The sequence below is a fragment of the Bradyrhizobium sp. HKCCYLS3077 genome (assembly GCF_051167555.1).
Taxonomy (GTDB): Bacteria; Pseudomonadota; Alphaproteobacteria; order Rhizobiales; family Xanthobacteraceae; genus Bradyrhizobium.
Map to the genome: position 1 here is coordinate 900,407 of NZ_JBNPTH010000003.1, position 24,332 is coordinate 924,738.

Annotated in this window: 21 protein-coding genes; 16 read left to right on the plus strand and 5 right to left on the minus strand. The window is 65.8% G+C overall.

Features of this window, described 5'->3' with window-relative positions:
* Window positions 1-68: 68 nt before the first annotated feature.
* The 5 genes from bioB (at window position 69) to ACQR0Z_RS16120 (ending at window position 6,494) form a co-directional block, all read left to right on the plus strand.
* A complete protein-coding gene (gene bioB, locus ACQR0Z_RS16100; protein WP_434919276.1) occupies window positions 69-1,115 on the plus strand; it encodes a biotin synthase BioB in 1,047 nt (348 codons plus the stop codon).
* Between the two features lie 316 nt (window positions 1,116-1,431).
* A complete protein-coding gene (locus ACQR0Z_RS16105) occupies window positions 1,432-2,640 on the plus strand; it encodes an 8-amino-7-oxononanoate synthase (protein WP_434919277.1) in 1,209 nt (402 codons plus the stop codon).
* Window positions 2,571-3,200, plus strand: a complete 630-nt coding sequence (gene bioD / locus ACQR0Z_RS16110; protein WP_434919278.1) for a dethiobiotin synthase — start codon at window positions 2,571-2,573, stop codon at window positions 3,198-3,200. Before ACQR0Z_RS16105 ends, bioD begins: the two co-directional genes overlap by 70 nt.
* Entirely contained in the window at window positions 3,197-4,462 is a 1,266-nt protein-coding gene (locus ACQR0Z_RS16115) for an adenosylmethionine--8-amino-7-oxononanoate transaminase (RefSeq protein WP_434919279.1), read from the plus strand. The genes bioD and ACQR0Z_RS16115 overlap by 4 nt, the downstream gene beginning before the upstream one ends.
* A gap of 166 nt (window positions 4,463-4,628) precedes the next feature.
* Window positions 4,629-6,494 carry an alkyl/aryl-sulfatase gene (locus ACQR0Z_RS16120; RefSeq protein WP_434919328.1) on the plus strand — a complete coding sequence of 622 codons (1,866 nt, stop codon included), beginning with the start codon at window positions 4,629-4,631 and terminating at the stop codon, window positions 6,492-6,494.
* Between the two features lie 37 nt (window positions 6,495-6,531).
* Here ACQR0Z_RS16120 and ACQR0Z_RS16125 read toward each other — a convergent pair whose 3' ends face one another.
* A complete protein-coding gene (locus ACQR0Z_RS16125) occupies window positions 6,532-7,602 on the minus strand; it encodes a glycosyltransferase family 4 protein (protein ID WP_434919280.1) in 1,071 nt (356 codons plus the stop codon).
* A gap of 287 nt (window positions 7,603-7,889) precedes the next feature.
* Here ACQR0Z_RS16125 and ACQR0Z_RS16130 point away from each other — a divergent pair, with 287 nt between their 5' ends.
* The 4 genes from ACQR0Z_RS16130 (at window position 7,890) to ACQR0Z_RS16145 (ending at window position 13,837) form a co-directional block, all read left to right on the plus strand.
* A complete protein-coding gene (locus tag ACQR0Z_RS16130) occupies window positions 7,890-9,653 on the plus strand; it encodes an ABC transporter ATP-binding protein (RefSeq protein ID WP_434919281.1) in 1,764 nt (587 codons plus the stop codon).
* 69 nt (window positions 9,654-9,722) lie between these two features.
* Window positions 9,723-11,924 carry an amylo-alpha-1,6-glucosidase gene (locus tag ACQR0Z_RS16135; protein ID WP_434919282.1) on the plus strand — a complete coding sequence of 734 codons (2,202 nt, stop codon included), beginning with the start codon at window positions 9,723-9,725 and terminating at the stop codon, window positions 11,922-11,924.
* A 47-nt stretch (window positions 11,925-11,971) separates the two neighbouring features.
* On the plus strand, window positions 11,972-12,424 hold the full coding sequence (locus ACQR0Z_RS16140; RefSeq protein WP_434919283.1) for a PRC-barrel domain-containing protein: 453 nt from the start codon (window positions 11,972-11,974) through the stop codon (window positions 12,422-12,424).
* Between the two features lie 93 nt (window positions 12,425-12,517).
* Window positions 12,518-13,837, plus strand: coding sequence for an MFS transporter (locus ACQR0Z_RS16145; RefSeq protein ID WP_434919284.1), 1,320 nt, complete (start codon window positions 12,518-12,520; stop codon window positions 13,835-13,837).
* 10 nt (window positions 13,838-13,847) lie between these two features.
* On the opposite strand, the gene ACQR0Z_RS16150 is transcribed toward ACQR0Z_RS16145, so the two are convergent.
* The 4 genes from ACQR0Z_RS16150 to fixL form a co-directional block, all read right to left on the minus strand.
* Window positions 13,848-14,537 carry a helix-turn-helix domain-containing protein gene (locus ACQR0Z_RS16150; RefSeq protein WP_434919329.1) on the minus strand — a complete coding sequence of 230 codons (690 nt, stop codon included), beginning with the start codon at window positions 14,535-14,537 and terminating at the stop codon, window positions 13,848-13,850.
* A gap of 110 nt (window positions 14,538-14,647) precedes the next feature.
* Window positions 14,648-15,052, minus strand: a complete 405-nt coding sequence (locus ACQR0Z_RS16155; protein ID WP_434919285.1) for a response regulator — start codon at window positions 15,050-15,052, stop codon at window positions 14,648-14,650.
* A 77-nt stretch (window positions 15,053-15,129) separates the two neighbouring features.
* On the minus strand, window positions 15,130-15,747 hold the full coding sequence (fixJ, locus tag ACQR0Z_RS16160; protein ID WP_434919286.1) for a response regulator FixJ: 618 nt from the start codon (window positions 15,745-15,747) through the stop codon (window positions 15,130-15,132).
* Window positions 15,740-17,251, minus strand: coding sequence for a sensor protein FixL (gene fixL, locus ACQR0Z_RS16165; RefSeq protein ID WP_434919330.1), 1,512 nt, complete (start codon window positions 17,249-17,251; stop codon window positions 15,740-15,742). The genes fixJ and fixL overlap by 8 nt, the downstream gene beginning before the upstream one ends.
* Before the next feature lie 251 nt (window positions 17,252-17,502).
* Here fixL and ACQR0Z_RS16170 point away from each other — a divergent pair, with 251 nt between their 5' ends.
* From ACQR0Z_RS16170 to ccoG, 7 genes are all read left to right on the plus strand, one after another.
* Window positions 17,503-18,336, plus strand: coding sequence for a universal stress protein (locus tag ACQR0Z_RS16170; protein WP_434919287.1), 834 nt, complete (start codon window positions 17,503-17,505; stop codon window positions 18,334-18,336).
* 38 nt (window positions 18,337-18,374) lie between these two features.
* A complete protein-coding gene (locus ACQR0Z_RS16175) occupies window positions 18,375-18,800 on the plus strand; it encodes a CBS domain-containing protein (protein WP_434919288.1) in 426 nt (141 codons plus the stop codon).
* A gap of 495 nt (window positions 18,801-19,295) precedes the next feature.
* Complete coding sequence (ccoN, locus tag ACQR0Z_RS16180) at window positions 19,296-20,942, plus strand: cytochrome-c oxidase, cbb3-type subunit I (protein ID WP_434919289.1); 1,647 nt, start codon at window positions 19,296-19,298, stop codon at window positions 20,940-20,942.
* Between the two features lie 11 nt (window positions 20,943-20,953).
* Complete coding sequence (ccoO, locus tag ACQR0Z_RS16185) at window positions 20,954-21,688, plus strand: cytochrome-c oxidase, cbb3-type subunit II (RefSeq protein WP_434919290.1); 735 nt, start codon at window positions 20,954-20,956, stop codon at window positions 21,686-21,688.
* Between the two features lie 18 nt (window positions 21,689-21,706).
* A complete protein-coding gene (locus tag ACQR0Z_RS16190) occupies window positions 21,707-21,871 on the plus strand; it encodes a CcoQ/FixQ family Cbb3-type cytochrome c oxidase assembly chaperone (protein ID WP_035639721.1) in 165 nt (54 codons plus the stop codon).
* A gap of 6 nt (window positions 21,872-21,877) precedes the next feature.
* The gene (gene ccoP, locus ACQR0Z_RS16195) at window positions 21,878-22,750 is read left to right on the plus strand and encodes a cytochrome-c oxidase, cbb3-type subunit III (protein WP_434856606.1); all 873 of its coding nucleotides are present in this window, start codon (window positions 21,878-21,880) and stop codon (window positions 22,748-22,750) included.
* 97 nt (window positions 22,751-22,847) lie between these two features.
* Complete coding sequence (gene ccoG / locus ACQR0Z_RS16200; protein WP_434919291.1) at window positions 22,848-24,329, plus strand: cytochrome c oxidase accessory protein CcoG; 1,482 nt, start codon at window positions 22,848-22,850, stop codon at window positions 24,327-24,329.
* Window positions 24,330-24,332 lie beyond the last annotated feature (3 nt).

Here is a 24,332-nt window from a genome sequence, read left to right on the forward strand (position 1 = left end):
CTACGGTCCAGGAAGAACGAAACTTAATAGATAATATCTATGAAAATCTATAATTGTGGAGCGTCAGCATGACCGGTGTCAGCAGTTCGTCGTCCGAGCCAATCCAGCAGGGCGGCGCCGTCCGCCATGACTGGACCCGGGACGAGGCCGAGGCGCTGTACGGGTTGCCGTTTCCGGACCTGATGTTTCTCGCCCAGTCGGTGCATCGGCGGCACTTCGACCCGACCCGGCTGGAGACCGCGAGCCTGCTCAGCATCAAGACCGGCGGCTGTCCGGAGGATTGCGGCTACTGCTCGCAGAGCGCGCATTACGACACCGGCCTGAAGGCGACCAAGCTGATGGACCACGACGCCGTCGTCGCGACGGCGCGGCGCGCCAAGCAGGCCGGCGCCGAGCGCTTCTGCATGGCCGCCGCGTGGCGCAGCCCGAAAGACCGTGATCTCGACCAGGTCTGCGACATGGTCAGCGCCGTGAAGGATCTGGGGATGGAGACCTGCGTCACCTTGGGCATGCTGACGCCGCCCCAGGCGCAGCGGCTCAAGCAGGCCGGGCTCGACTACTACAACCACAATGTCGATACCTCGCCCGAGTTCTACGACCGCATCATCACCACCCGTACCTTGCAGGACCGCATCGACACGCTGGCGCATGTGCGCGAGGCCGGCATCAAGACCTGTTGCGGCGGAATCATCGGCATGGGTGAGGAGGTTGATGACCGGCTCGGCATGCTGGTGCTGCTCGCCAATCTCGAGGCGCATCCGGATAGCGTGCCGATCAACCTTTGGAACGAGGTCAAGGGCGTGCCGGTCAACGACACCGCGACGCGGCCCGACGGGATCGCGCTGGTGCGGCTGATCGCGGTGGCGCGCATCATGATGCCGAAGAGCGTCGTGCGGTTGTCGGCGGGGCGGCAGTACATGAGCGACGAGTTGCAGAGCCTGTGCTTGCTCGCCGGCGCCAACTCGATCTTCATCGGCGACGTGTTGTTGACGACGGCCAATCCGCAGGCCGAGCGCGATGCTGACTTGCTGGCGCGGCTCGGTATGACGTCGTCGTTGTCGGCGCGTGAGAGAACAGATGCAAGCGGGCCGGCGCGGCGATCAGTCATTGCATGATGTCGCAGGAGCGGGGCCTCATGGTTCGAGACGCGCCGCCATTGCGACCGTTCGCGACGGCTCGATCGCGTGCGCGGCGCTCCTCACCATGAGGGATGGGCTCCGCAATCGGAGCTGCACGAAGACGATGAGTCGTGTGCGCATCAAGCAAGCGTTCGATCTCATGCGGTGCTTGGCGGCTTCGCCGAACCGCTTTTCCCTCACCCCGAGGAGCATGCCCTTCAGGCGGGCGTCTCGAACGGCGAGGCCCGGACGTTGGCCGCATGGTTCTCCGACTCCAAGCGAATGCGGCTGACCGATAGAGAGCGGATACAATATGCCTTCCGACAAATTGGCGATCTATGCAAACGACCTGCAAGATCTCGCGGCGCGCGACCGTCTCCGGCGCCTGAGTCCGCGATCCGGTTTCGATTTCTCGTCCAACGATTATCTCGGCCTCGCTCAGTCGCCGCGGATCAAGCGCGCGATCGCTGCGGCGATGGAGGCGGGCACGCCCGTCGGCGCGGGTGGGGCGCGGTTGCTGCGCGGCAATTGCGCGGAGCACGAGCGGCTGGAAGCCGAAGCGGCACGTTTCTTCGGCGTCGACAGCGCGCTGGTCTTCGGCTCGGGCTATGTCGCCAACTTTGCCGTGCTGGCAACGCTGCCGCAAGCCGACGACCTGCTGGTGCTCGATGCGCTCGTGCACGCCAGCACCCATGAGGGCGCGCGCGCCAGCCGGGCCAGGATTTGTCAGTTCGCGCACAATGATGCCAGCGCCGCCGAGGACAAGATCCTGGCGTGGCGCCGCGACGGCGGTGTCGGCCGGCCCTGGATCGTCGTCGAAAGCCTCTACAGCATGGATGGCGACATCGCGCCGCTGAATGATCTGATCGCGGTGGCCGAACGACACGACGCCTTCGTGGTGATCGACGAGGCGCATGCGACCGGCGTACATGGCCCGCAGGGGCGGGGCCTTGCTGCACGGTTCGAAGGCCGTGACGATGTCGTTGTCGTGCACACCTGCGGCAAGGCACTCGGCGCCGCCGGCGCGCTGGTGACCGCGCACCGCGTGCTGCGCGACATCCTCGTCAACCGCGCTCGTCCCTTCATCTTCGCCACCGCGCCGTCGCCGCTGATGGCGGTGGCCGTCACGGAGGCGCTCGCGATCCTGCAGGATGAGCCGCAGCGGCAGCAGAAGCTGACGGAGCTCATGGCGTTTGCACACCGCGCGATCGTCGCACGGTTCGGCGCGACGTGGTCGTCGACGCAGATCATTCCCTACATCGTCGGCGACAATGCGCGCGCGATGACCCTCGCCGCCGGCCTGCAGCGGCGCGGCTTCGACGTGCGCGGCATCCGGCCGCCGACGGTGCCCGCAGGCACCGCGCGCTTGCGGCTGTCGCTGACCCTGAACGTCGACGAGGCCGCGATCACGGCGCTGCTCGACACGCTTGTCGAACTTGAAGGAGAGCAGCAATGGCGCAGCGCATCGTCGTCACGGGCACCGACACCGGCATCGGCAAGACCGTATTCGCCGCCGGCCTGACGGCGTTGCTCGGCGCCTGCTATTGGAAGCCGGTGCAGGCAGGCCTCGCGGAGGAGACGGATTCCGATCGCGTCCGCCGTCTGGCCGAACTCACCGCGGATCGCGTCCTCCCCGAAAATTATCGGCTGGCGGAACCGGCGTCGCCGCATCGCGCCGCCCGCCTCGAAGGGATCAGGATTGATCCGCTCAGTCTCGATCCTCCCGACACCGGCCGGCCTCTGGTGATCGAGGGCGCCGGCGGGGTCATGGTGCCGCTCGACGACGACACGCTCTCTCTCGATGTGTTCGCACGCTGGCGCTGTCCGCTGGTGCTGTGCGCACGCACGAGCCTCGGCACCATTAATCATTCGCTGTTGTCGCTGGCGGCGCTGCGCAGCCGCGGCATCGACGTGCTCGGCATCGCCTTCATCGGCGACGCGGTCGCGGAGAGCGAGGAGACGATCTGCCGTCTCGGCAAGGTCACGCGTCTTGGCCGTTTGCCCTGGTTGGCGCCGCTCACGGCATCGACGCTGCAGCAGGCGATGGCAGCCGCATTCCGGCGCAAGGATTTCGCGCGATGACGCGCGCGGCAGGTTCGCCGATCTGGCATCCGTTCACGCAGCACGCGCTGCAGCCGCAGATGATTCCGATCACGCGCGGCGAAGGCGCCTATCTGCACGCGGCCGACGGCCGGCGCATCATCGATGCCATCGCGTCCTGGTGGGTGGTGACGCATGGCCATTGTCATCCGCCGATCGTGCGCGCGATCCAGCAGCAGGCCGAGCGTCTCGACCAGGTGATCTTCGCCGGATACACGCACGAGCCGGCGGAGCAGGTGGCCGCCGGGCTGCTCGACCTCACCCCGCCGGGCCTGGCGCACGTGTTCTTCTCGGACTCTGGCGCCACCAGCGTCGAGGTCGCGCTGAAGATGGCGCTCGGCTATTTCAGGAATATCGGTCAGCCGCGCACGCGCATCGTGGTGATGCAGCATTCCTATCACGGCGACACCATCGGCGCGATGTCGGTCGGCGCGCGCGGCGTGTTCAACGCCGCCTATGAGCCGCTGCTGTTCGATGTCGCGGTCGTGCCCTTTCCGGCCGAGGGCCGCGAGCAGGCGACGCTCGATGCACTCGCCGCCATCTGCGAGCGGGATCGCCCGGCGGCTTTCATCGTCGAACCGCTGGTGCTGGGCGCCAGCGGCATGCTGATGTACTCGCCTGCGGTGCTGCGCGAGATCCACCGCATCTGCCGGGCGCACGGCGTGCTGTTCATCGCCGACGAGGTCATGACGGGCTGGGGCCGCACGGGCACGCTGTTCGCGTGCGAGCAGGCGGAGATTGCGCCGGACATCGCCTGCTATGCCAAGGGCCTCACCGGAGGGGCGATGCCGCTCGCGGTCACGCTGTGCAGCGAGGCCATCTTCGCGGCGCATCTGTCGGCCGATCGTGCGCGGACCTTCTTTCATTCCAGCTCGTATACGGCCAATCCGATCGCCTGCGCGGCGGCATCGGCCAATCTCGCGCTATGGCGCCAGCCCGAGACGCGAGCCCGCGTCGCCGCGGTCGCGGCAATGCAGCAGTGCTGCCTGGAGCGTTTCCGCTATGACGAGCGGTTCTCCGATCTGCGGCGGTGCGGGACCATTACGGCGATCGATCTGCACGCCGAGGAGCCCGGTTACCTCGCCGACGTCGGGCCGAAGCTGCACGGCATCTTCCGTGACAGCCACGTGCTGCTGCGGCCGCTCGGCCACACGATCTACGTGATGCCGCCTTACTGCGTCACATCAGAGGATCTCGACACGGTCTACGCGGCGATCGACGAGGCGGTGGATCGCGTGCTCTGAGCACCCTTCCGTTCTGCGCAATTTGCGCTCGACGATCTCCCGCACTAGCATCCCGCCAACAAAATTCGTGACGGGGGGACTTAAAGCCATGAATGTGCCGGTCAGCGACAACAGCTCGAAGGAGGCCAAGGACGCGACCGCGGCGGTGAGGGCCGCGCAGCAGGCGATGCTCGAGACGCTGCCGTTCGGCGATACCGCCGACTTCGACGATGCGGCCCGCGGTTTTCTCGGCACCATCGACGACGCCAAGGTGGCCACCGCACAGGGCCGAACCGTCTGGAGCCTTGCGCCCTACGGCTTCCTCGAGGCCGAGGAGGCGCCGCCGACCGTCAATCCCAGCCTGTGGCGGCAGGCCAAGCTCAACATGCAGCACGGCCTGTTCGAGGTCGTGCCCGGGGTCTACCAGGTGCGCGGGCTCGACATCGCGAACATGACCCTCATCGAGGGCGACACCGGCGTGATCGTGGTGGATACGCTGACCTCGATCGAGGGCGCCCGCGCCGCGCTCGATCTCTACTATCAGCACCGCGGCACCAGGCCGGTCATGGCGGTGATGTTCACGCACACCCACACCGACCATTGGGGCGGGGCGCGTGGGGTCGTCGACGAGGAGGCCGTCACCGGCGGCCGCGTGCCGCTGATCGCGCCGAACCTGTTCATCGAGCACGCGGTGTCCGAGAACATCATCGCCGGTCCCGCGATGCTGCGCCGGGCGCAGTATCAGTTTGGGCCGCTGCTGGCAAAAGGGACGAAGGGCCATGTCGATTGCGGCCTGGGCAAGACCATGGCCGCCGGCAGCGTGGCGCTGCTGCGGCCGACCGATCTGATCATGGCAACCGGCGACACCAGGACGATCGACGGCGTCGCTTTCGAATTCCAGATGGCGCCGAACAGCGAGGCGCCGGCGGAGATGCATTTCTATGTGCCGCGCTACAGGCTGTTGAACCTCGCCGAGAACTGCACGCACAATTTCCACAATTTGCTGCCGTTCCGCGGCGCCGATGTGCGCGATGCGCTGGCGTGGTCGAAATATCTCGGCGAGGCGCTGCAATTATGGGGCGGCAAGGCCGAGGTGATGTGCGGCCAGCATCACTGGCCGGTGTGGGGCGCAGCCCGCGTCGACAGGATGATCCGCGAGCAGCGCGACCTCTACAAATTCGCGCACGATCAGACTCTCCGCCTGATGAACCACGGCCTGACCGCCAGCGAGATCGCCGAGCAGATCGCGCTGCCGAAAAGCCTCGAGCACGCCTGGCACGCGCGCGGCTATTACGGCCACATCCGGCACAATGTGAAGGCGATCTATCAGAAATATCTCGGCTGGTACGACGCCAATCCCGTCAATCTCGATCCGCTGCCGCCGGTCCAGGCCGGCCGGAAATACGTCGACTATATGGGCGGCGCGGAGGCGCTGCTGGCGCGGGCGCGCGCGGATTTCGAGAGGGGCGAGTTTCGCTTCGTCGCCCAGGTCGTCGGCCATCTGGTGTTCGCCGAGCCCGACAATGCCGAGGCGCGTGCGCTGCTCGCCGATACGCTGGAACAGCTCGGCTATGCCGCCGAAAGCGCGACGTGGCGCAACGCCTATCTGTTCGGCGCCCAGGAGCTGCGCCACGGCATGCCGGAGATCCCGGCGCGCCCGGGCATGCCGCGAGAAACCCTGGCGGCGCTGCGCACCGAGCAAATATGGGACGTGCTCGGCGTCAGGCTGAACGGACCGAAGGCCGAGGGCAAGCACATCGTGCTGAACTGGAGCTTCACCGACACCGGCGAGCGCTTCGTCCTCACGCTGCAGAATTGCGCGCTGACCTATGCGGCCGGCGCGCAGGCGTCCACGGCGGATGCCGGCTTCACCCTGGCGCGATCGACTCTCGACGCGGTCATCGCCAAGGCGACGACTTTTCCGGAAGCGGTCGCCGCCGGCAAGATCAGCGTCGTCGGCAATCCGATGCGGCTCGCCGAGCTGATGTCGCTGATGGATGAGTTTCCGCGGATGTTCGAGATCGTCGAGCCGAAGCGGACCGCGGTGACCTGAGGCGGGCCGGGCGTCGGAATTGCCCGGCCCATGCGCATCACTCAGCGCTGCTGACCAGGCGGATGCGCGGCTCGGCCCGTTCGATCAGGCCGCGATAGGCGGCGAGATAGTCCAGCGCCATGCGCCGGGCCGTGAACCGCTGCTCGAAGCGGTCGCGCACGCGCGCGCGGCTGAGATCGTGCAGACGGTTGACGGCCGCCACCGCGCTGAGCTCGTCCTCGACGATGAAGCCGGTGACGCCGTCATCGATCACCTCCGGCACCGATCCGCGATTATAGGCGATCACGGGCGTGCCGCAGGCCATCGATTCGATCATGACCAGTCCGAAAGGCTCGGGCCAGTCGATCGGCAGCAGCAGGCCGAGCGCGCCGGACAGGAACTCCGGCTTCTCATGGTCGCCGATCTCTCCGATGTACTCGACGAGCGGATTGCCGTTGATCATCGGATAGATCAGCTGGTCATAATAGTCCTGGTCGGCGCGATCGACCTTGGCGGCGATCTTGAGCGGGATGCCACAGCGCATCGCGATCTTGATGGCGCGGTCGACGCCCTTTTCCGGCGCGATGCGTCCGAGCACGGCGAGATAGCTCGGCGTCACGGGCTTCGGCATCAGCAGCTGTTCGGGCAGGCCGTGCAGAACGGTGCGGACCCAGTTCGCATTCGGCACGGGTCTGCGCTGTGCATCGGAGATCGAGACCACGGGAACGTCCTTGAAGACGGAGAACACCGGCTGGTGCTCGGGAAGGTCGAGCCGGCCATGCAGCGTGGTGAGAAACGGCGTGGGCTGCCGGTGGAACAGCGAGAAGGGATAGTAGTCGAGGTGGAAGTGCAGAACGTCGAACTCCTCCTCGTCACATCGCTGGCGCACGCTTTCGAGCATGACCATGTGCAGCGCGTTGGGATCCCGGACCGAGCCGTCGAGGCGCAGCGCCTTCGGCCAAGTCGGTGAGAGTTTCGCCGAGGTCTGCGAATCACCGCTGGCAAACAGCGTGACGTCGTGCCCGAGCGCGACGAGCTCTTCGGTCAGCCAGTGCACCACCCTCTCAGTGCCGCCATAGAGTTTCGGAGGCACAGCCTCCGTCAACGGAGCAACCTGCGCAATGCGCATCTCATCGTCTCCTATTCGTGATCATGGATGGAAACCCCCAGATGGCACCGGCACTGCCGCAGCAGGAACGTTGACCCATCTGCGAAGTTCCGGCGCTTGCGATCACTCTTTCTTCGACACAACGTGTTCCCACCGACCTCATTGCTGCCATCTGGCATCTTCAGCTCTGCCGACCAGCGCTCATGCGAAGTTGACAGAGCGCCACTGCTGTTGCGGCGCGGAACAGAAGAAACCGTTCATCGTTCATCTGGCCGCAACAGGTGTCGCAACAGTCGCACAGGACAAACATGGATCAGCTATCAGGCTACGCGCACCGGCCGTTCCCATTCGTCATGCGCTATCTGCGCAAGCGGCCGACGGCGCATCTCATCATCTTGTTGTCTGTTGTCGGTGCAGTTGCCTGTTCGGTAGGCACGCAATACGGAGTCAAGTTCCTGGTCGACAGCCTGTCGGCCGGTCCCCGCGGCAGCGGCAATGTGTGGGCCGCATTCATCCTGCTGATGGCGCTGATCGCAACCGACAACGTCCTCTGGCGCGTCGCCAGCTGGATCGCGAGCTTCACCTTCGTGAGCGTCACCGGCGATCTCCGGCGCGACATCTTCCGTCATCTCACCGGCCATTCGCCGAGCTATTTCGGTGATCGGCTGCCCGGCATGTTGTCGAGCCGCATCACCGCCACCTCGAACGCCGTGTTCACGGTCGAGAACATGTTCGTCTGGAACGTGCTGCCGCCCTGCCTGGCGACGGTTGCGGCGATTCTGCTGATTGGAACCGTGAGTGGCCCGATGGCCGGCGCGCTACTGCTGATCGCGGCCATGATGGTCCTGGCCATGTTCCGCCTGGCGTCGGCCGGCAAGCCGCTGCATGATGATTTCGCCGACAAGGCGGCGATGGTCGACGGCGAGATGGTCGACGTGATCTCGAACATGCCGCTGGTGCGCGCGTTCTGCGGCCTGCGCCACGAGCACGACCGGTTCGATGCGACCGTGGACAAGGAACTCGAAGCGCGCGGACGCAGCCTCCGCTATCTGGAAAAGCTGCGGATCCTGCACGCGACGGTCACCATCGTGCTCACCGTCGCGCTGATGGCCTGGGCGATCTCGATGTGGCAACGGGGCGGGGCGACCACGGGCGACGTCGTGCTGGTGTGCACACTCGGCCTGTGCATCCTCAACGCGACGCGCGATCTCGCAGTCGCCCTGGTCGATGTGACGCAACATGTCGCGCGCATGAGCGAGGCCATCGCCACGCTGCTGCAGCCGCATGAGCTGCGCGATCATCCCGAGGCCGAGCCGCTGGTCAAGAGCGGCGCCGCCATTGCCTTCAACGACATCACCTTTCACTATCCGGGCGGCAACAAACTGTTCGAGAACTTCACGCTGCGCCTGCTGCCGGGTCAGCGTGTCGGGCTGGTCGGCCAGTCCGGCGGCGGCAAGTCCAGCCTGTTCACTTTGCTGCAGCGGTTCTACGACCCGCAGGCGGGACACATCGAGATCGACGGCCAGGACATCGCCAGGGTCACGCAGCAGAGCCTGCGTGAGGCGATTTCGGTGGTGCCGCAGGACATCTCGCTGTTCCATCGCTCGATCCTCGAGAACATCCGCTACGGCCGGCCGAGCGCGACCGACGACGAGGTGCTGCGCGCGGCGATATCGGCGCGCTGCGACTTCGTCGAGACGCTGCCCGAGGGTTTGCAGACCATGGTCGGCGATCGCGGCGTGAAGCTGTCGGGGGGCCAGCGCCAGCGCATCGCGATCGCGCGCGCCTTCCTCAAGGACGCGCCGATCCTGCTGCTCGACGAGGCCACGGCCGCGCTCGACAGCGAATCCGAGGAGGCGATCCGCGAGGCGCTGAGCCGGCTGATGCGTGGCCGGACCGTGATCGCGATCGCGCACCGGCTGGCGACCTTGCGCAATTTTGACCGCGTCGTGGTCCTGAAATCGGGCAGGATCATCGAGGACGGTGCGCCTGACCGGCTGATGCAGGGCGAGGGTCCTTATCGGGAACTCGTCACCCAGGAAATGAATCGGCTCGCCACGTTCGCCGCCTGATCGTTGCGTCGCGTCGCGACCTTGCTTGCCCCCGGTCGCGTGATCACTCCAACTTCGCACGAGGTCAAAATGTCGGCTGAAGTCGCAACCTCACTCACGTCGATCGCGCGGGCCGATGAGCCCGCCGAGCAGCCGTTCTACATCCCGATGACCGGACCCGCGGCGCGGCCGCGGCGGTCCCTCAAGCACGACGACACCTTCATCGTGCTCGATGGCCATGGCGACATCGGCGCCTCCGCCGGCGGCCCGGACGGCCTGTTCAACGCGGATACGCGCTATCTGGCGCGGCTCGAGCTGACCCTCGACGAGGTGCAGCCGCTGCTGCTCGGATCGAGCCTGCGCGACGACAATTCGTCCCTGACCATCGACCTGACGAATCCCGATATCTACGAGCAGGGCCGGCTGGTGCTGCCGAAGGACATGCTGCACATCGTGCGCACGATCTTTCTCTGGCGCGGCACCGCCTACCAGCGCATCGGCGTGCAGAACCATGGCGACCGGCGCGCCAGTTTCGATCTCAAGCTGACCTTCGACAATGATTTCGCGGATCTGTTCGAGGTGCGCGGCAGCGTCCGGCCGCGGCGCGGCGCCGGGTCGGGCAAGCTGATGAGCTCCTCCGACGTGATGCTCGACTATCGCGGCCTCGACGGCGCGACGCGCACGACCGCGCTGCATTTCGATCCGCGTCCGACGCGGCTGTCGGTCGATGTCGCGACCTATCATTTCGATCTGGAGCCGCAGCAATCGACCTCGCTGTTCGTCGCGGTGAGCTGCAACGCCGCGGCCGGCGAGCAGCCAGGCCGGTTCTTCCGCAGCCTGCTCGCGCACCGCCGCGAGATGCGCCGCTGCACGCAGGGCGCGACCAGCATCGAAACCTCCAACGACATCCTCAACGAGGTGCTGTGCCAGGCGGCCGCCGATCTCAATATCCTCATGACGGATACGCCGCAGGGGCGCTACCCCTATGCCGGCATTCCCTGGTATTCGACGACGTTCGGCCGCGACGGGCTGATCACGGCGATGCAGATGCTGTGGGTCGATCCGCGCATCGCGCGCGGCGTGCTGCGCCGGCTCGCCGTGTACCAGGCGCAGCGGACCGATCCGCTCGCCGACGCCGAGCCCGGCAAGATCCTGCATGAGATGCGCGGCGGCGAGATGGCGGCGCTGCGCGAGGTTCCGTTCGCCTGCTACTACGGCAGCGTCGATTCCACGCCGCTGTTCGTGCTGCTGGCCGGCCTCTATGTCGAGCGCACCGGCGATCTCGACACCCTGAAGGAACTGTGGCCGGCGATCGAACTGGGACTCAGTTGGATCGACGGACCCGGCGATCCCGATCGTGACGGCTTCGTCGAGTATCAGCGCGCCTCCGAGCAGGGCCTCGCCAACCAGGGCTGGAAGGATTCCTACGACGCGGTGTTCCACGCCGACGGCCGTCTCGCCGAGGGCTACATCGCGCTCGCCGAGGTCCAGGGCTATGTCTTCGCCGGCAAGCAGCTCGCGGCGCGTTGCGCGCGGCGGCTCGGCAAGACCGAGATGGCCGACCGGCTCGATGCCGAGGCGGCCGATCTGGCCAAGCGCTTCGAGGAAGCCTTCTGGTGCGAGGAGCTCAACACCTATGCGCTGGCGCTGGACGGCAACAAGCAGCCGTGCCGGGTGCGCACGTCCAATGCGGGTCAGCTGCTGTTCAGCGGCATGGTGCGCGAGGACCGCGCCCGCAAGGTCGCGGCCGACCTGCTGCGGCCGCATTTCTTCTCGGGCTGGGGCATCCGCACGGTCGCTTACGGAGAAGCGCGCTACAATCCGATGTCCTATCATGACGGCTCGATCTGGCCGCACGACAACGCGCTGATCGCGCTCGGCCTGTCGCGCTACGGCCTCAAGCATGCCGTGGAGCAGGTGTTCCGAGGCCTGTTCGAGGCCGCGTCCTACATGGATCTGCGCCGGCTGCCGGAGCTGTTCTGCGGCTTCCGGCGTGAGAAGCATCGCGGCCCCACGCTCTATCCCGTGGCCTGCGCGCCGCAGGCCTGGGCGAGCGCGACGCCGTTCACCTTGCTGGAGGCGGCGCTCGGGCTCGAGTTCGACGCCGCGCGCGGCGAGATCCGGCTGCGCAATCCGCGGCTGCCGGCCTTCCTCGACTGGGTCGTGCTGCGCGATCTCCGGCTCGGCGGCTCGGCGATCGATCTGCGCATCCGCCGTCACGGCGAGGACGTCTCCATGGAGGTGCTGCGTCGGCGCGGGCAGATCCAGGTCTCGCTGGTGCTGGCGCAATGACGAGGAGTGCACGACAAGCGTGGCGACGCGTCATCGTGGGTCTGCCGATGCTGCTGATTGCGGTTCAGCCTTCTTTTGGCTGGGCACAACAGGCCTCGCCGGCTCCAACGGCCAAGGAAACGCCGGCTCCCGTCAAGGAGCCCGCGCCGCCGCCGTCGGTGACCATCCTCGGCGCACGCGATGCACATGGCGTGCTTGGGCGCGACGTGCGCAGTTCGACCGGCGAGGACATGGGGCACATCGTCGATGTGATCGTCGATCTCACCGGCACGGTGCGTGCGGCGGTGATCGATTTCGGCGGCTTCCTCGGCGTCGGCAGCCGCAAGATCGTGGTGGATTGGACCGCGCTCGATTTCAAGCACATCGCTGACAAGAGCGACCAGGTCACGCTCGACCTCACCAAGGAACAGGTGAAGGCCGCGCCTGAATACAAGGAAGACAAGCCGGTCGTCGTGCTCGGCGCGGCCGGCAAGCTGTCTCCCTGGGATTTCGATCATTGAGTTGATGAGTGAGGCCGCCACTCCGGGCCGCACAGCGACCGGGGCATGGCGGGAGTGTTTGTCCAGCAAGCCCTGACTTGAAGCGTCGAGATCATGCCGATTGCACGGCCGTCGAGATCATCTGATCGGGACCCCGCGCCGGAGCGCGCGGCGGCGGACGTGCGCGCGGACGAGGTGCAGGACCACGGCCCGGCCGCGAGGCCTTCGCCCTCCAAGCAGAGCCTGCGCGGGCTCGACTGGTTCATCTTCTTCCTCGCGGATGTCCAGACCGGCTTTGGTCCGTTCATCGCAGTGTATCTGACGACACAGAAATGGACGCAGGCGCAGATCGGACTGGTGCTGTCGATCGGCGGCATCGTCGGGCTGATCGGACAGATGCCGGGCGGCGCGATCATTGATGCCGCGAAATCCGAGCGGCGCGTCGCCGGCCTTGCCATTGCGAACATCGGCTGCTGCGCGCTCGCTTACGCCGTCTGGCCGATCTTTCCGGTGGTCGCCGGCGCAGCCATGCTGCATGCGGCCGCGAGCTGCGTGCTGGGACCGGCGATTGCCGCGATCAGCCTCGGCCTGGTCGGGCCGCGCGGCATGGCCGAACGACTCGGCCGCAACGCGCGCTTCGCCTCGCTCGGCAACGGCGTCGCGGCGGCGGTGATGGGCACTTGCGGCTACCTGCTCTCCAGCCGCGCGGTGTTTCTCGTCACCTTCATCCTCGCTTTTCCGACGCTGATCGCGCTGTCGCGCATCCGCGAAAGCGAGATCGACATCGCGCGCGCGCATGGCCGCGCGGATCAGGAGGACAAGGAGGTCGCGCGGCTGTCGAGCCTGCTCGGCCTGCTGCGACAGCGTGCGCTGCTGGTGTTCGCGCTCGGCGTGTTCCTGCTGCAACTCGCGAACGCCGCGATGCTGCCGCTGATGGCCGGCGTGGTGACGACGAAATCGAGCGAATGGGCGCCGATGCTGATCGCGTTCTGCATCGTGGTGCCGCAGGCGATCGTGGCCCTGACCTCGCCGTCGGTCGGGGCGGTGGCGCAACAATGGGGAAGGCGGCCGCTGCTGATGCTGGGATTCGCCGCGCTCGCCGTCCGCGGCGCACTGTTCGCGGTCGTGCACGATCCCTACATCTTGGTCGCGGTACAGATCTTTGACGGCATCACCGCCGCCGTGTTCGCCGTAATGATCCCACTGACGGTGGCCGACGTCGCCTTCGGCAGCGGCCACTTCAATCTGGCGCAGGGAATCGTCGGGACAGCGTCGGGAATCGGCGGATCATTGTCGACCGTGATCGCCGGCTTTGCCAGCGACCGCTACGGCAGCGTCGCCGCCTTCATGGGCCTGTCCGGCGTGGCGCTGACAGGCCTCGTTCTGATCGCGCTGCTGATGCCGGAAACGGGGCAGCGCGTTCGCAGGGCGTAACGGGCGTCGCTCAGGCGTCCATGCTGCGCAGGCGCTGACGGTTGCGCAACACGATCTGGCGGGCGCCGGAGAAGCCGAGAACGCCCTGGCTGTGCAGCTGCGACAGCGCGCGCGACACCGTTTCCAGCGTCAGGCCGAGATAGTCGCCGATATCGCGGCGGCACATCGGCAGCGCCATCATGCCGGCCACCGCGAGGCGGCGGTCCATCTCCAGCAGGAAGGTCGCGACGCGCTCCATCGCGGTCTTGCGGCCCAGCAGCAGCATGTGGTCCTCGGCGTGGCGCAGATCGTGGGCCGTCATGGTCCAGAGCTTGCGGGCGACGGCGACGTCGGTGCCGGCGGCCTGTTCGAGGCTGCGGCGCTTCACCAGGCGCACGGTGGTGTCGATGATGGCTTCAGCGGCAAGGCGGTGGGCGGAGCCGAATTCGAGGCCGAAGACGTCGCCGGGAAGATGGAAGGCGCCGATCTGGCGGCGGCCGTCGGAGAGCAGCTTGTAGCTGCGCACGGCGCCGGAGATCACCTGGTAGACGTACTCGGCCGGCTCGTCCTCGCCATAGATCTCCTCGTCCTTCTTGTAGGAGAACTCGCTGGCGATGAGCCCGGCATGGCCGGTGATCTCGGCAAAGGGGTTGGCGGCAGGAGAGGAGACGGCAGTGGCGCTGGGGGTGACGACCGAGTGGGTAAGCGACTGATTGAGCATGACCATCTCCTTGCGGCGGATGGCGATGTGGTACACGGCGCCTCCCGTTAAGGACATTTGGGCCGTTATCTTAAGGGGGTTCCCTTACGTAGATGTACGTAACCGGCCGGTCAGGAGACGCGCTGGGCGGTAGCCGAATGGTCGCTGGCGATCGCCTTGCGGATGCGCTTGACCAGATTATCGTCGAGCAACGGCTTGAGCAGGAAATCCTGGATGCCCACCGCTGCCGCCCGGGCCTCCAGCCGGTCGTCATAATGCCCCGTGATCAGCACCACCGGCGCGGTCGCGCCCAGCTTGCGCAACCTTTCCGTGAGCTCGACTCCGTTCAGCTCCGGCATCTTGTAATCGACCACGAAGCAGTCGACCGGCGCCTGGGTCGATGCCTTCAGCAAGGCGGTACCACTGCGGAAGGTGCGGACGTCGAAGCCGTCGGCCTCCAGCAGGAAACGCAACGAGCCGAGGACGTCAGCATCGTCGTCGGCGACGTAGACCTTGGGTTTGGCGTGAACCGACATGGCACGTGCCGCGCGAATGTGATGTTGAACCAAGGCGCAACATAACACCCGAATCTGTCAAGCGCGCTTGATCTAGCTCAATCCTTCAAAGCGCCCGCGCGCATCGCCAGACGCACCAGCTCCGAGAGACTGCTCGCGCCCATCTTGGTCATGACGTTCGCGCGGTAAACCTCGATGGTGCGCGGGCTGATGTCGTATTCGCGCGCGATCAGCTTGTTGGAGAGCCCGGCCATCAGACCGTCCATCACCTGGCGCTCGCGCGGGCTCAGGCTCGCGATGCGGCCGAGAATGTCCTGCGTGACCTGCTCGTTCTTCGCGGCCGGCGCCGCCTGTTGAATCGCCGTCTCGATCATCGCAACGAGGCGCTCGTCCTCGAACGGCTTTTCGAGAAAGTCCACCGCGCCGAGCTTCATGGCTTCGACCGCGAGCGGCACGTCGCCATGGCCGGTCATCACCAGGATCGGAAAGCTGCTGCCGGCGGCCTTCATGCGCTTGAGCAGCTCGATGCCGTCGATCCCCGGCATCCGCACATCGGAGACGATGCAGCCGAAGCTCAGCGTCGACAGCCGGTCGAGGAAGCTCTGCGCGTTCTCGAACAGCGTGACGTCGAAGCCCGAGGAATCAAGCAGGAAGTTGAGCGAGTCCCGCATCGCCTCGTCGTCGTCGATCACATAGACCTTGGCCCGTTCAGCCATCTTGCTCAACCTTGGTTGGGGCGCCGGGCAGGGTGAAGCGGAAGGTCGCGCCGCCTGCCTCGTTGTTCTCGGCCCACATGCGCCCGCCATGAGCCTCGATGATCGACCGGCTGATCGAGAGGCCGACGCCCATGCCGGTGTCCTTGGTGGTGAAGAAGGTCTTGAAAAGATTGGGCATGACGTCGTCGGGGAACCCCGTCCCCGTATCGGACACGGCGACCTCGATCAAGTCGTCGCTGACCCGCCGATTCGTCGCCGTGAGCTGGCGGCGCTCGGAATGCGACATGGCCTCGAGCGCGTTGCGGAACAGATTGACCAGCACCTGCTGGATCTGGACCCGGTCCGCGAGCACCAGATCGGCTTCGGGATTGAGCTGGAAGCGCAGCTGCACGTTCTGTTCGCGCGCGCCGGCAAGGCCCAGCGCGCCGGCCTCCTCGATCAGCTTGGACAGGCTCTCGACCCGCTTCTCCGATTCGCCGCGCGAGACGAAGTCGCGCAGGCGGCGGATGATCTGGCCGGCGCGGATCGCCTGCTCGGCGGCCCGGTCCATCGCGCTCTCGATCTTTGCCGTGTTCGGATCGCTGCTGCCGGCCAGCAGCCGTCGCGAGCCCTTCATGTAGTTGCTGATCGCGGCGAGCGGCTGGTTCAGCTCATGCGCCAGCGCCGAGGCCATCTCGCCCATGGCGCTGAGCCGGGACACGTGGACCAGCTCCGACTGCAATTCGCGCAATCGCGCCTGGGTCTGCTGGTGCTCGGTGAGATCATGGGCGAAGCCGGTGAAATAGGGCTTGCCGCCGGACTGCATTTCGCCGATCGACAGATGCATCGGGAAGGTCGTGCCGTCGCGGCGGCGTCCGGTCACGATGCGGCCGATGCCGATGATGTGGCGCTCGCGGGTGCCGTGATAGCGCGTCAGGTAGGAGGAATGGCGTGAGCGGTCCGGCTCCGGCATCAGCTCGCTGACGTCGAGGCCGACGGCCTCTTCCTCCGAATAGCCGAACATCCGCTCGGCCGCGGCGCTGAAGAACTGGATGATGCCACCGCCGTCGATCACGATCATCGCGTCGGGCACGGTGTCCAGGATCGAGCGGAAGTGCTGCTCGCGCAGCCGCAGCGCCTCTTCGAGCTGCTTTTCCTGGTCGATGTCGAGCGCGATGCCGCGCAGATGCCGCGGCTTGCCGGTTTCGTCGGGGACCACGCCGGCGAGCACCCGGATCCAGTGGCCGCCGCCGGAGACCTGGAACGACATGTCGAACCCGGTGCCCTGGTGGCGCGCATGCTCGATCGCCGCCTCGACCGGAGCGCGGTCCCGTGCGGCCAGCAGGGACAGGAACAGGCCATAGCTCACCGGCTCGTCGGCCGTGACCCCGAACAGCTTCCGCGTCGTCACCGACCAGTAGAACGCCCCGGAGGCGAGGTCGAGATCCCACGCGCCGAACCCCAGCGCCCGGGCGTCCTCGGGCCTGACGGATGCGTCCGGGAAAGGTTGGGTGACGCCGCGCACTTGTGAGCCTTCGATCGATTCGCCGTTGATGTCGCAGCCGGGGCCGGCCACCGTCTCATCCTATACCAGATTGGATTGTTTCAACCCCGGCCGGCTTAAACTTTGGTTCGACAATTCAAGGCTTTCTCCGATTTTCGCCGGTTCCAGGCCCGGTCTGCGCGACGGTTCCATCGCGGCATATTGATCTATCTCATCACGGCCGGTGTTTTCACCTCTAAGAGCGGCATGGAAGCAACGTGTGGAGAGGCGGGATGACGCTCGCGACTGTCATGGTGAGTCTTGCGCTCAGCCAGCCGAATGAGGCCCGCCTTCAGGTCGCAGGCGATCTCGCGGCCCGCTTTGGCGCAGGCGTCATCGGCGTGGCGGCGGGCGAATTCACGCCGCCGCTCTATTTCACGACCGGCGAGCAGGCGCAGGACCTGATCGAGCAGGGCGAGGCCGGGCTCCAGAACCGGCTCGCGGAGCTGGAGCGGCAATTCCGCGCGACGATCGGCGACCGCGCCGCCCCCTTGGGCTGGCGCAGCGCGCTGGATTTCCCCGCCCGCTACACGCTGGCCCAGGCCCGCGCGGCTGACATCCTGGTCACCGGCTGCGCTCCGACCGGCGTCTCCGATGCGTTCGCGGTCGCCAGCCCCAAGGATCTCGTGATGCAGGCCGGACGGCCGCTGCTCGCGGTGCCCGACACTGCGAGCTGGCTCGATCTCGATACGGTGCTGGTGGCCTGGAAGGAGACGCCGGAGGCGCGCCGGGCGCTGGCCGATTCGTTGCCGCTGCTGGCGAAGGCCAGCAACGTGGTCGTGGCCGAGATCCTGGAAAATGCCTCCGAATATGATGCCTGCGAGGCGCGCCTCGAGGATGTGATCGGCTGGCTCAAGCGTCACGAGATCGTCGCATCCGCGCGCGTCGAGGAGGCGGGGCAGGGGCGCAGCGTCACGGCCAGGCTCGACGCCGTCGCCGCCGATCTGTCGGCCGGGCTCGTCGTCGCTGGCGCCTATGGCCATTCGCGATTCCGCGAGTTCGTGCTCGGTGGCGTCACCGAGCATCTGATGACGCGCACCGAACGTTGCGTGCTGCTGTCGCATTGAGGTTTTCACCCGCTCCATCCGAGAACAGGATTGCCGCCTTGTACAGATTCCTCGAGGAAACCGCCGGCAGCTGCATGACGCGGAACGTCACCACCGTGACCCGGGAAACGACGATCCGCGAGCTCGGCGATATGTTCGATCGCGACGATTTCAACACCTACCCCGTCGTCGAGAACGACGAGGTCATCGGCATCGTCACCAAGTTCGACGTGCTGAAGTGCTTCGCCTTCACGCCGAACCAGATGCTGCCGCGCTATGCCGATCTGATGAACCGGACGGTGGCGGACGTGATGACGTCGGAGTTCATCTATGTCCGCCCGGATACGAAGCTCACGCGCGTGCTTCAGCTGATGGTCGAGCACCGCATCCGCAGCCTTCCCGTAACAGATGCCGAGAACAGGGTGGTCGGGATCGTCGCCCGCGAGGATATCGTGCGGGCGCTTGCCGCGGCCGCCAAGGACTGAGCGCGGCGACCTGTTTCGCGTCGCATACCAATGTTTGATCGGCCCGGCTCGCAGATGTCCCATCTGCGAGCTTGGTCGTTCTCGTCTTCTCTCGGGATCTGTAGCCTTGTTTGAGCAAACATCTTCAAAGTTGGATTCGGGCTCTTGAAGGCACAAACGGTGCGCTCCCTCTCCCCGTCCTTCACGGGGAGAGGGTTGGGGTGAGGGGCAGCCACATCCACCGACTCCGCCGAGAATCCCCCGCACCCGGATTGCATCTTCGATGCAATCCGACCTCTCCCCGCAAGCGGGGCGAGGCGGAATCCCCCCGCAGCGAAGATGTGCACAGGCGAGTTCGGGCGGCTCGGCTGCACTCGTCATCTCACCTCGGAACCGCGCTGATTTCGGCAACATCCTGGGTGATTGGCGGCGAACGGGTCGCAAGGTTGATTTCGATCAATTCCACGTGTGGGCGATTATGGTTGCTGGGCTCGTGTTCTTTCAGCGAGATTCCGCATGAGCGCGTCCTCATCAACAAAATCCATGACCATCGGTGAGAGTGGGCTATCGCTCATTTTCGCCGTCACCGCCTTCTTGTGCGTCTTCGCTGCGGCGAAGGCACTGGATACGGCCTTCGCGTTTCACGCCTCGCTCGCGGCTGCCGCCAGCGCGGCGTCCGTCTTCTTCATCCTCAACCGCTACTTCGAGCGCGGCGACCTGCCGCCGCAGGAGATCAACGGCCGGCCCTACTACAATCTCGGGCCGATCAAGTTCGCCTCCTTCATGGCGATGTTCTGGGGCATCGCCGGCTTCGCCGTCGGCCTCATCATCGCCTCGCAGCTCGCCTGGCCGGCGCTGAACTTCGATCTGCCCTGGACCAGCTTCGGCCGCCTGCGGCCGCTGCATACCTCGGCGGTGATCTTCGCGTTCGGCGGCAACGTGCTGCTGGCGACGTCGTTCTACGTCGTGCAGCGCACCTGCCGCGTCCGCCTCGCCGGTGACCTCGCTCCGTGGTTCGTGGTGGTCGGCTACAACTTCTTCATCCTGATCGCGGGCACCGGCTATCTGCTGGGCGTCACCGAGGGCAAGGAGTACGCCGAGCCGGAGTGGTACTCCGATCTCTGGCTGACGATCGTCTGGGTGGTCTATCTGCTGGTCTTCCTGGTGACGGTCATCAAGCGCAAGGAGCCGCACATCTTCGTGGCGAACTGGTTCTATCTGGCCTTCATCGTCACGATCGCCGTGCTGCATCTCGGCAACAACCCGGCGCTTCCGGTGTCGTTCTTCGGCTCGAAGTCCTACATCGCCTGGGGCGGCGTGCAGGATGCGATGTTCCAGTGGTGGTACGGCCACAACGCGGTCGGCTTCTTCCTGACCGCCGGCTTCCTCGCCATCATGTACTACTTCATCCCGAAGCGGGCGGAGCGTCCGGTCTATTCCTACCGGCTGTCGATCATCCACTTCTGGGCGCTGATCTTCCTCTACATCTGGGCCGGCCCGCACCATCTGCACTACACGGCGCTGCCGGACTGGACGCAGACGCTCGGCATGACCTTCTCGATCATGCTGTGGATGCCCTCCTGGGGCGGCATGATCAACGGCCTGATGACCCTGTCGGGGGCGTGGGACAAGCTGCGGACTGACCCGGTGCTGCGCATGCTGGTCGTCTCGGTCGCCTTCTACGGCATGTCGACCTTCGAAGGTCCGATGATGTCGATCAAGGTGGTCAACTCGCTCAGCCACTACACCGACTGGACCATCGGTCACGTGCACTCCGGTGCGCTCGGCTGGGTCGGCTTCGTCTCCTTCGGCGCGCTGTACTGCCTCGTGCCGTGGATCTGGAACCGTAAGGGTCTCTACAGCCTCAAGCTGGTGAACTGGCACTTCTGGACGGCCACGCTCGGCATCGTGCTCTACATCTCCGCGATGTGGGTCTCGGGCATCCTGCAGGGTCTGATGTGGCGGTCCTACACGGCGCTCGGCTTTCTCGAATACTCGTTCATCGAGACCGTCGAGGCGATGCACCCCTTCTACATCATCCGTGCCGCCGGTGGCGCGCTGTTCCTGATCGGCTCACTCATCATGGCCTACAATCTCTGGATGACGGTCCGTGTCGGTGAGGAAGAGGTTCAGTCCCCCGTCGCCCTTCAGCCGGCGGAGTGAGGTATCCAACCATGTCATTCTGGCAACGACACCAAGTCTTCGAGAAGAACTCGATCATCCTGATCATCGGCATCCTGCTGGTGGTCGCGATCGGCGGCCTCGTCGAGATCACTCCGCTCTTCTACCTGAAGAGCACGATCGAGGCGGTCGACGGCGTGCGTCCCTACACGCCGCTGGAGCTGGCCGGCCGCAACATCTATGTCCGCGAGGGCTGCTATCTCTGCCACTCGCAGATGGTGCGTCCGCTGCGTGACGAAGTGGAGCGCTACGGCCACTTCTCGCTCGCCGCGGAGAGCATGTACGACCACCCGTTCCAGTGGGGCTCCAAGCGCACGGGGCCTGACCTCGCCCGCGTCGGCAACAAGTATTCCGACGACTGGCACGTCACCCATCTGACCAACCCGCGCGCCATCGTTCCGCAGTCGATCATGCCCGGCTATCCCTTCCTGAAGGAGACCGAGCTGAACGCCGACAACGTCGCCGACCATCTGAAGACGTTGCGGGCCGTGGGCGTGCCCTACACCGAGGACCAGATCGCCAACGCCGCTGCCGATCTGAAGGCGCAGGTCGATCCGGACAATGCCGGCGCGGAGGCGCTCACCAAGCGCTATCCGAAGGCGGTGGTGCGCAACTTCGACGGCAAGGCGGGGGCGCCGACGGAAATGGATGCGCTGGTCGCGTATCTGCAGATGCTCGGCACCCTGGTCGACTTCAAGATCTACAACGAAAAAGCCAATCTGCGCTGAGATCGGGAGCCTGACATCATGAAGCCCATCCTTGCAGTCGAGAACATCGCGTCGTCACTCGTGACGACGCTGTGGACCCCGATCTTTGTCGCGATCTTCATCGCGATCGTGACCTATGCCCTCTGGCCTCGCAACAAGGCCGCTTTCGACGAGGCGGCGAGCATGCCGTTGCGGGAGGAGTAATTCAACATGGCTGACCACAACGAAGTCGACAGCGTCTCCGGCACCGCCACCACGGGCCACGCCTGGGACGGCATCAAGGAGCTCAACACCCCGCTGCCGCGGTGGTGGGTGATCACCTTCTACATCACCATCGTCTGGGCGATCGGCTACTGGATCGTGTATCCGGCCTGGCCGACCATCACCAGCAACACGACGGGCCTGTTCGGCTACTCGTCCCGCGCGGACGTCGCGGTCGAGCTCGCCAATCTCGAGAAGATCCGCGGCGCCAAGATGGCGGCGCTCGCGACCGCCTCGCTCGCCGACATCGAAAAGGATCCGGCGATGCTGGCCCTGGCCCGTGCCAAGGGTAAGACCGTGTTCGGCGACAATTGCGCCGCCTGCCACGGCACGGGTGCGGCCGGCGCCAAGGGTTTTCCGAACCTGAACGACGACGACTGGCTGTGGGGCGGCTCGCTGGAGCAGATCCAGCAGACCCTGCTGTACGGCATCCGCTCAGGTCATCCGAAGACCCGCGAGGGCCAGATGCTCGCCTTCGGCAAGGACGGTGTCCTGAAGCCGGCGGAGATTGTAACGGTCGCCAACTACGTCCGCGAATTGGCCGGCCTGCCCACGCGGCAAGGCTATGACGCCAAGGCCGGCGCCAAGATCTTCGCCGAGAACTGCGCGGCGTGCCATGGCGACAACGCCAAGGGCAATCCGGAGGTCGGCGCGCCCAACCTCACGGACAAGATCTGGCTGTACGGCTCGGACGAGGCGACCCTGATCGAGACCATCACCAATGGCCGCGCCGGTGTCATGCCGGCCTGGGAGGGCCGTCTCGACCCGACCACGATCAAGGCGATGGCCGTCTATGTCCATTCGCTGGGCGGAGGAAAGTAACGGAAATCCAACGGAACTTTCCTTCCAATTGAGCTGGATCAACTGAGCGGCCGGAGGTGGGCATACCTTCGGCCGCAACTGCGAGAAGACCCCAGCGATGAACCAGACGGTAAAACCCGACGACCTGAAGCCTCAAGAGGCGCAGCCGGTGGACGATTACGGTCCGCTGTACGCGCCCACCAAGAAGGTCTATCCGCAGAGCGTCTCGGGCACCTTCCGCCGGATCAAATGGGGCCTGATGGGCTTCTGTCTCGGCGTCTATTACTTCCTGCCGTTCGTGCGCTGGAATCGCGGTCTCGGCGCGCCGGATCAGGCGGTGCTGATCGACTTCCCCAATCATCGCTTCTATTTCTTCTTCATCGAGCTGTGGCCGCAGGAGGTGTATTATTTCACCGGCCTGCTGATCATCGCCGCGATCGGCCTGTTCCTCATGAACGCGATCGGCGGCCGCATCTGGTGCGGCTACCTCTGTCCGCAGACAGTCTGGACCGACCTGTTCTACGCCGTGGAGCGCCTGATCGAGGGCGACCGCCGCGAGCGGATGAAGAAGGACGCCTCCAGCGACCCGATGAAGCTGGAACGGATCTCCGAGCTCGTCCTCAAGCATTCGATCTGGCTGATGATCGCCTGGTGGACCGGCGGCGCCTGGGTGCTCTACTTCAGCGACGCGCCGACCCTGGTGAAGGAGCTCGTCACCTTCCAGGGGCCGCCGCTGGCCTATATCTGGATCGCGATCCTGACCGCCACGACCTACACGCTCGCCGGCTTCATGCGCGAGCAGGTCTGCGTCTACATGTGCCCGTGGCCGCGCATCCAGGCGGCGCTGACCGACGAATGGGCGCTCAACGTCACCTATCGCTACGACCGCGGCGAGAACCGCATGTCGGTCAAGAAGGCCGCCGAGCTGCGCGCGCTCGGCCAGCCGGCCGGCGATTGCATCGACTGCAAGCAATGCGTCGCGGTGTGTCCGACCGGCATCGACATCCGCGACGGCGCGCAGATGGACTGCATCCAGTGCGGCCTGTGCATCGACGCCTGCGACACCGTCATGACCAAGATCGGCCGTCCGACGCGGCTGATCGGCTATGACAACGACATCAACATCCACCGCCGCCAGGAAGGCAAGGCGCCGATCTACAAGCTCGTGCGCGCGCGCACCGTCACCTATGCCGCGATCATCGCGGTGGTCGGCGGCGCGATGGTCTACAAGCTCGCGACCCGCTCACTGCTCGACGTCAACGTCCTGCATGATCGCAACCCGATTGCGATCAAGCTGTCCGACGGCTCGATCCGCAACGCCTACACCGTGCGCGTGCTCAACAAGCACGGCTTCGACCGCGTCATCGCCATCGACATCGAGGGGCCGGTGAACTCGACCGTCCACGTCGTCGGCGCCGACTCCGTGACGCCTGATCGCCCGATGATCGTGATCGGCCGCGACCAGACCGAGGAGCTGCGGCTCCTGGTGACCGCGCCGGAGGAGAGCAATCCGGAGAAGTCGATCCCGGTGAAGTTCCACATCACCGATATCGGCCTCGGCGTCGTCGCCTCCGCCACCGACAATTTCGTCAGCCCGTAAGAT

What these genes read in the sequence shown, in the direction of transcription:
- ccoG (WP_434919291.1), top strand. Translation starts at nt 22,848, where the DNA reads ATGAACCAGACGGTAAAACCCGACGACCTGAAGCCTCAAGAGGCGCAG.
- ccoO (WP_434919290.1), top strand. Translation starts at nt 20,954, where the DNA reads ATGTCATTCTGGCAACGACACCAAGTCTTCGAGAAGAACTCGATCATC.
- ACQR0Z_RS16125 (WP_434919280.1), bottom strand. Translation starts at nt 7,602, where the DNA reads ATGCGCATTGCGCAGGTTGCTCCGTTGACGGAGGCTGTGCCTCCGAAA.
- ACQR0Z_RS16150 (WP_434919329.1), bottom strand. Translation starts at nt 14,537, where the DNA reads ATGCTCAATCAGTCGCTTACCCACTCGGTCGTCACCCCCAGCGCCACT.
- ACQR0Z_RS16130 (WP_434919281.1), top strand. Translation starts at nt 7,890, where the DNA reads ATGGATCAGCTATCAGGCTACGCGCACCGGCCGTTCCCATTCGTCATG.
- ACQR0Z_RS16145 (WP_434919284.1), top strand. Translation starts at nt 12,518, where the DNA reads ATGCCGATTGCACGGCCGTCGAGATCATCTGATCGGGACCCCGCGCCG.
- ACQR0Z_RS16135 (WP_434919282.1), top strand. Translation starts at nt 9,723, where the DNA reads ATGTCGGCTGAAGTCGCAACCTCACTCACGTCGATCGCGCGGGCCGAT.
- fixJ (WP_434919286.1), bottom strand. Translation starts at nt 15,747, where the DNA reads ATGGCTGAACGGGCCAAGGTCTATGTGATCGACGACGACGAGGCGATG.
- ACQR0Z_RS16140 (WP_434919283.1), top strand. Translation starts at nt 11,972, where the DNA reads ATGCTGCTGATTGCGGTTCAGCCTTCTTTTGGCTGGGCACAACAGGCC.
- ACQR0Z_RS16155 (WP_434919285.1), bottom strand. Translation starts at nt 15,052, where the DNA reads ATGTCGGTTCACGCCAAACCCAAGGTCTACGTCGCCGACGACGATGCT.
- bioB (WP_434919276.1), top strand. Translation starts at nt 69, where the DNA reads ATGACCGGTGTCAGCAGTTCGTCGTCCGAGCCAATCCAGCAGGGCGGC.
- ACQR0Z_RS16105 (WP_434919277.1), top strand. Translation starts at nt 1,432, where the DNA reads ATGCCTTCCGACAAATTGGCGATCTATGCAAACGACCTGCAAGATCTC.
- bioD (WP_434919278.1), top strand. Translation starts at nt 2,571, where the DNA reads ATGGCGCAGCGCATCGTCGTCACGGGCACCGACACCGGCATCGGCAAG.
- ccoN (WP_434919289.1), top strand. Translation starts at nt 19,296, where the DNA reads ATGAGCGCGTCCTCATCAACAAAATCCATGACCATCGGTGAGAGTGGG.
- ACQR0Z_RS16120 (WP_434919328.1), top strand. Translation starts at nt 4,629, where the DNA reads ATGCTCGAGACGCTGCCGTTCGGCGATACCGCCGACTTCGACGATGCG.
- ACQR0Z_RS16115 (WP_434919279.1), top strand. Translation starts at nt 3,197, where the DNA reads ATGACGCGCGCGGCAGGTTCGCCGATCTGGCATCCGTTCACGCAGCAC.
- ACQR0Z_RS16190 (WP_035639721.1), top strand. Translation starts at nt 21,707, where the DNA reads ATGAAGCCCATCCTTGCAGTCGAGAACATCGCGTCGTCACTCGTGACG.
- ACQR0Z_RS16170 (WP_434919287.1), top strand. Translation starts at nt 17,503, where the DNA reads ATGACGCTCGCGACTGTCATGGTGAGTCTTGCGCTCAGCCAGCCGAAT.
- ccoP (WP_434856606.1), top strand. Translation starts at nt 21,878, where the DNA reads ATGGCTGACCACAACGAAGTCGACAGCGTCTCCGGCACCGCCACCACG.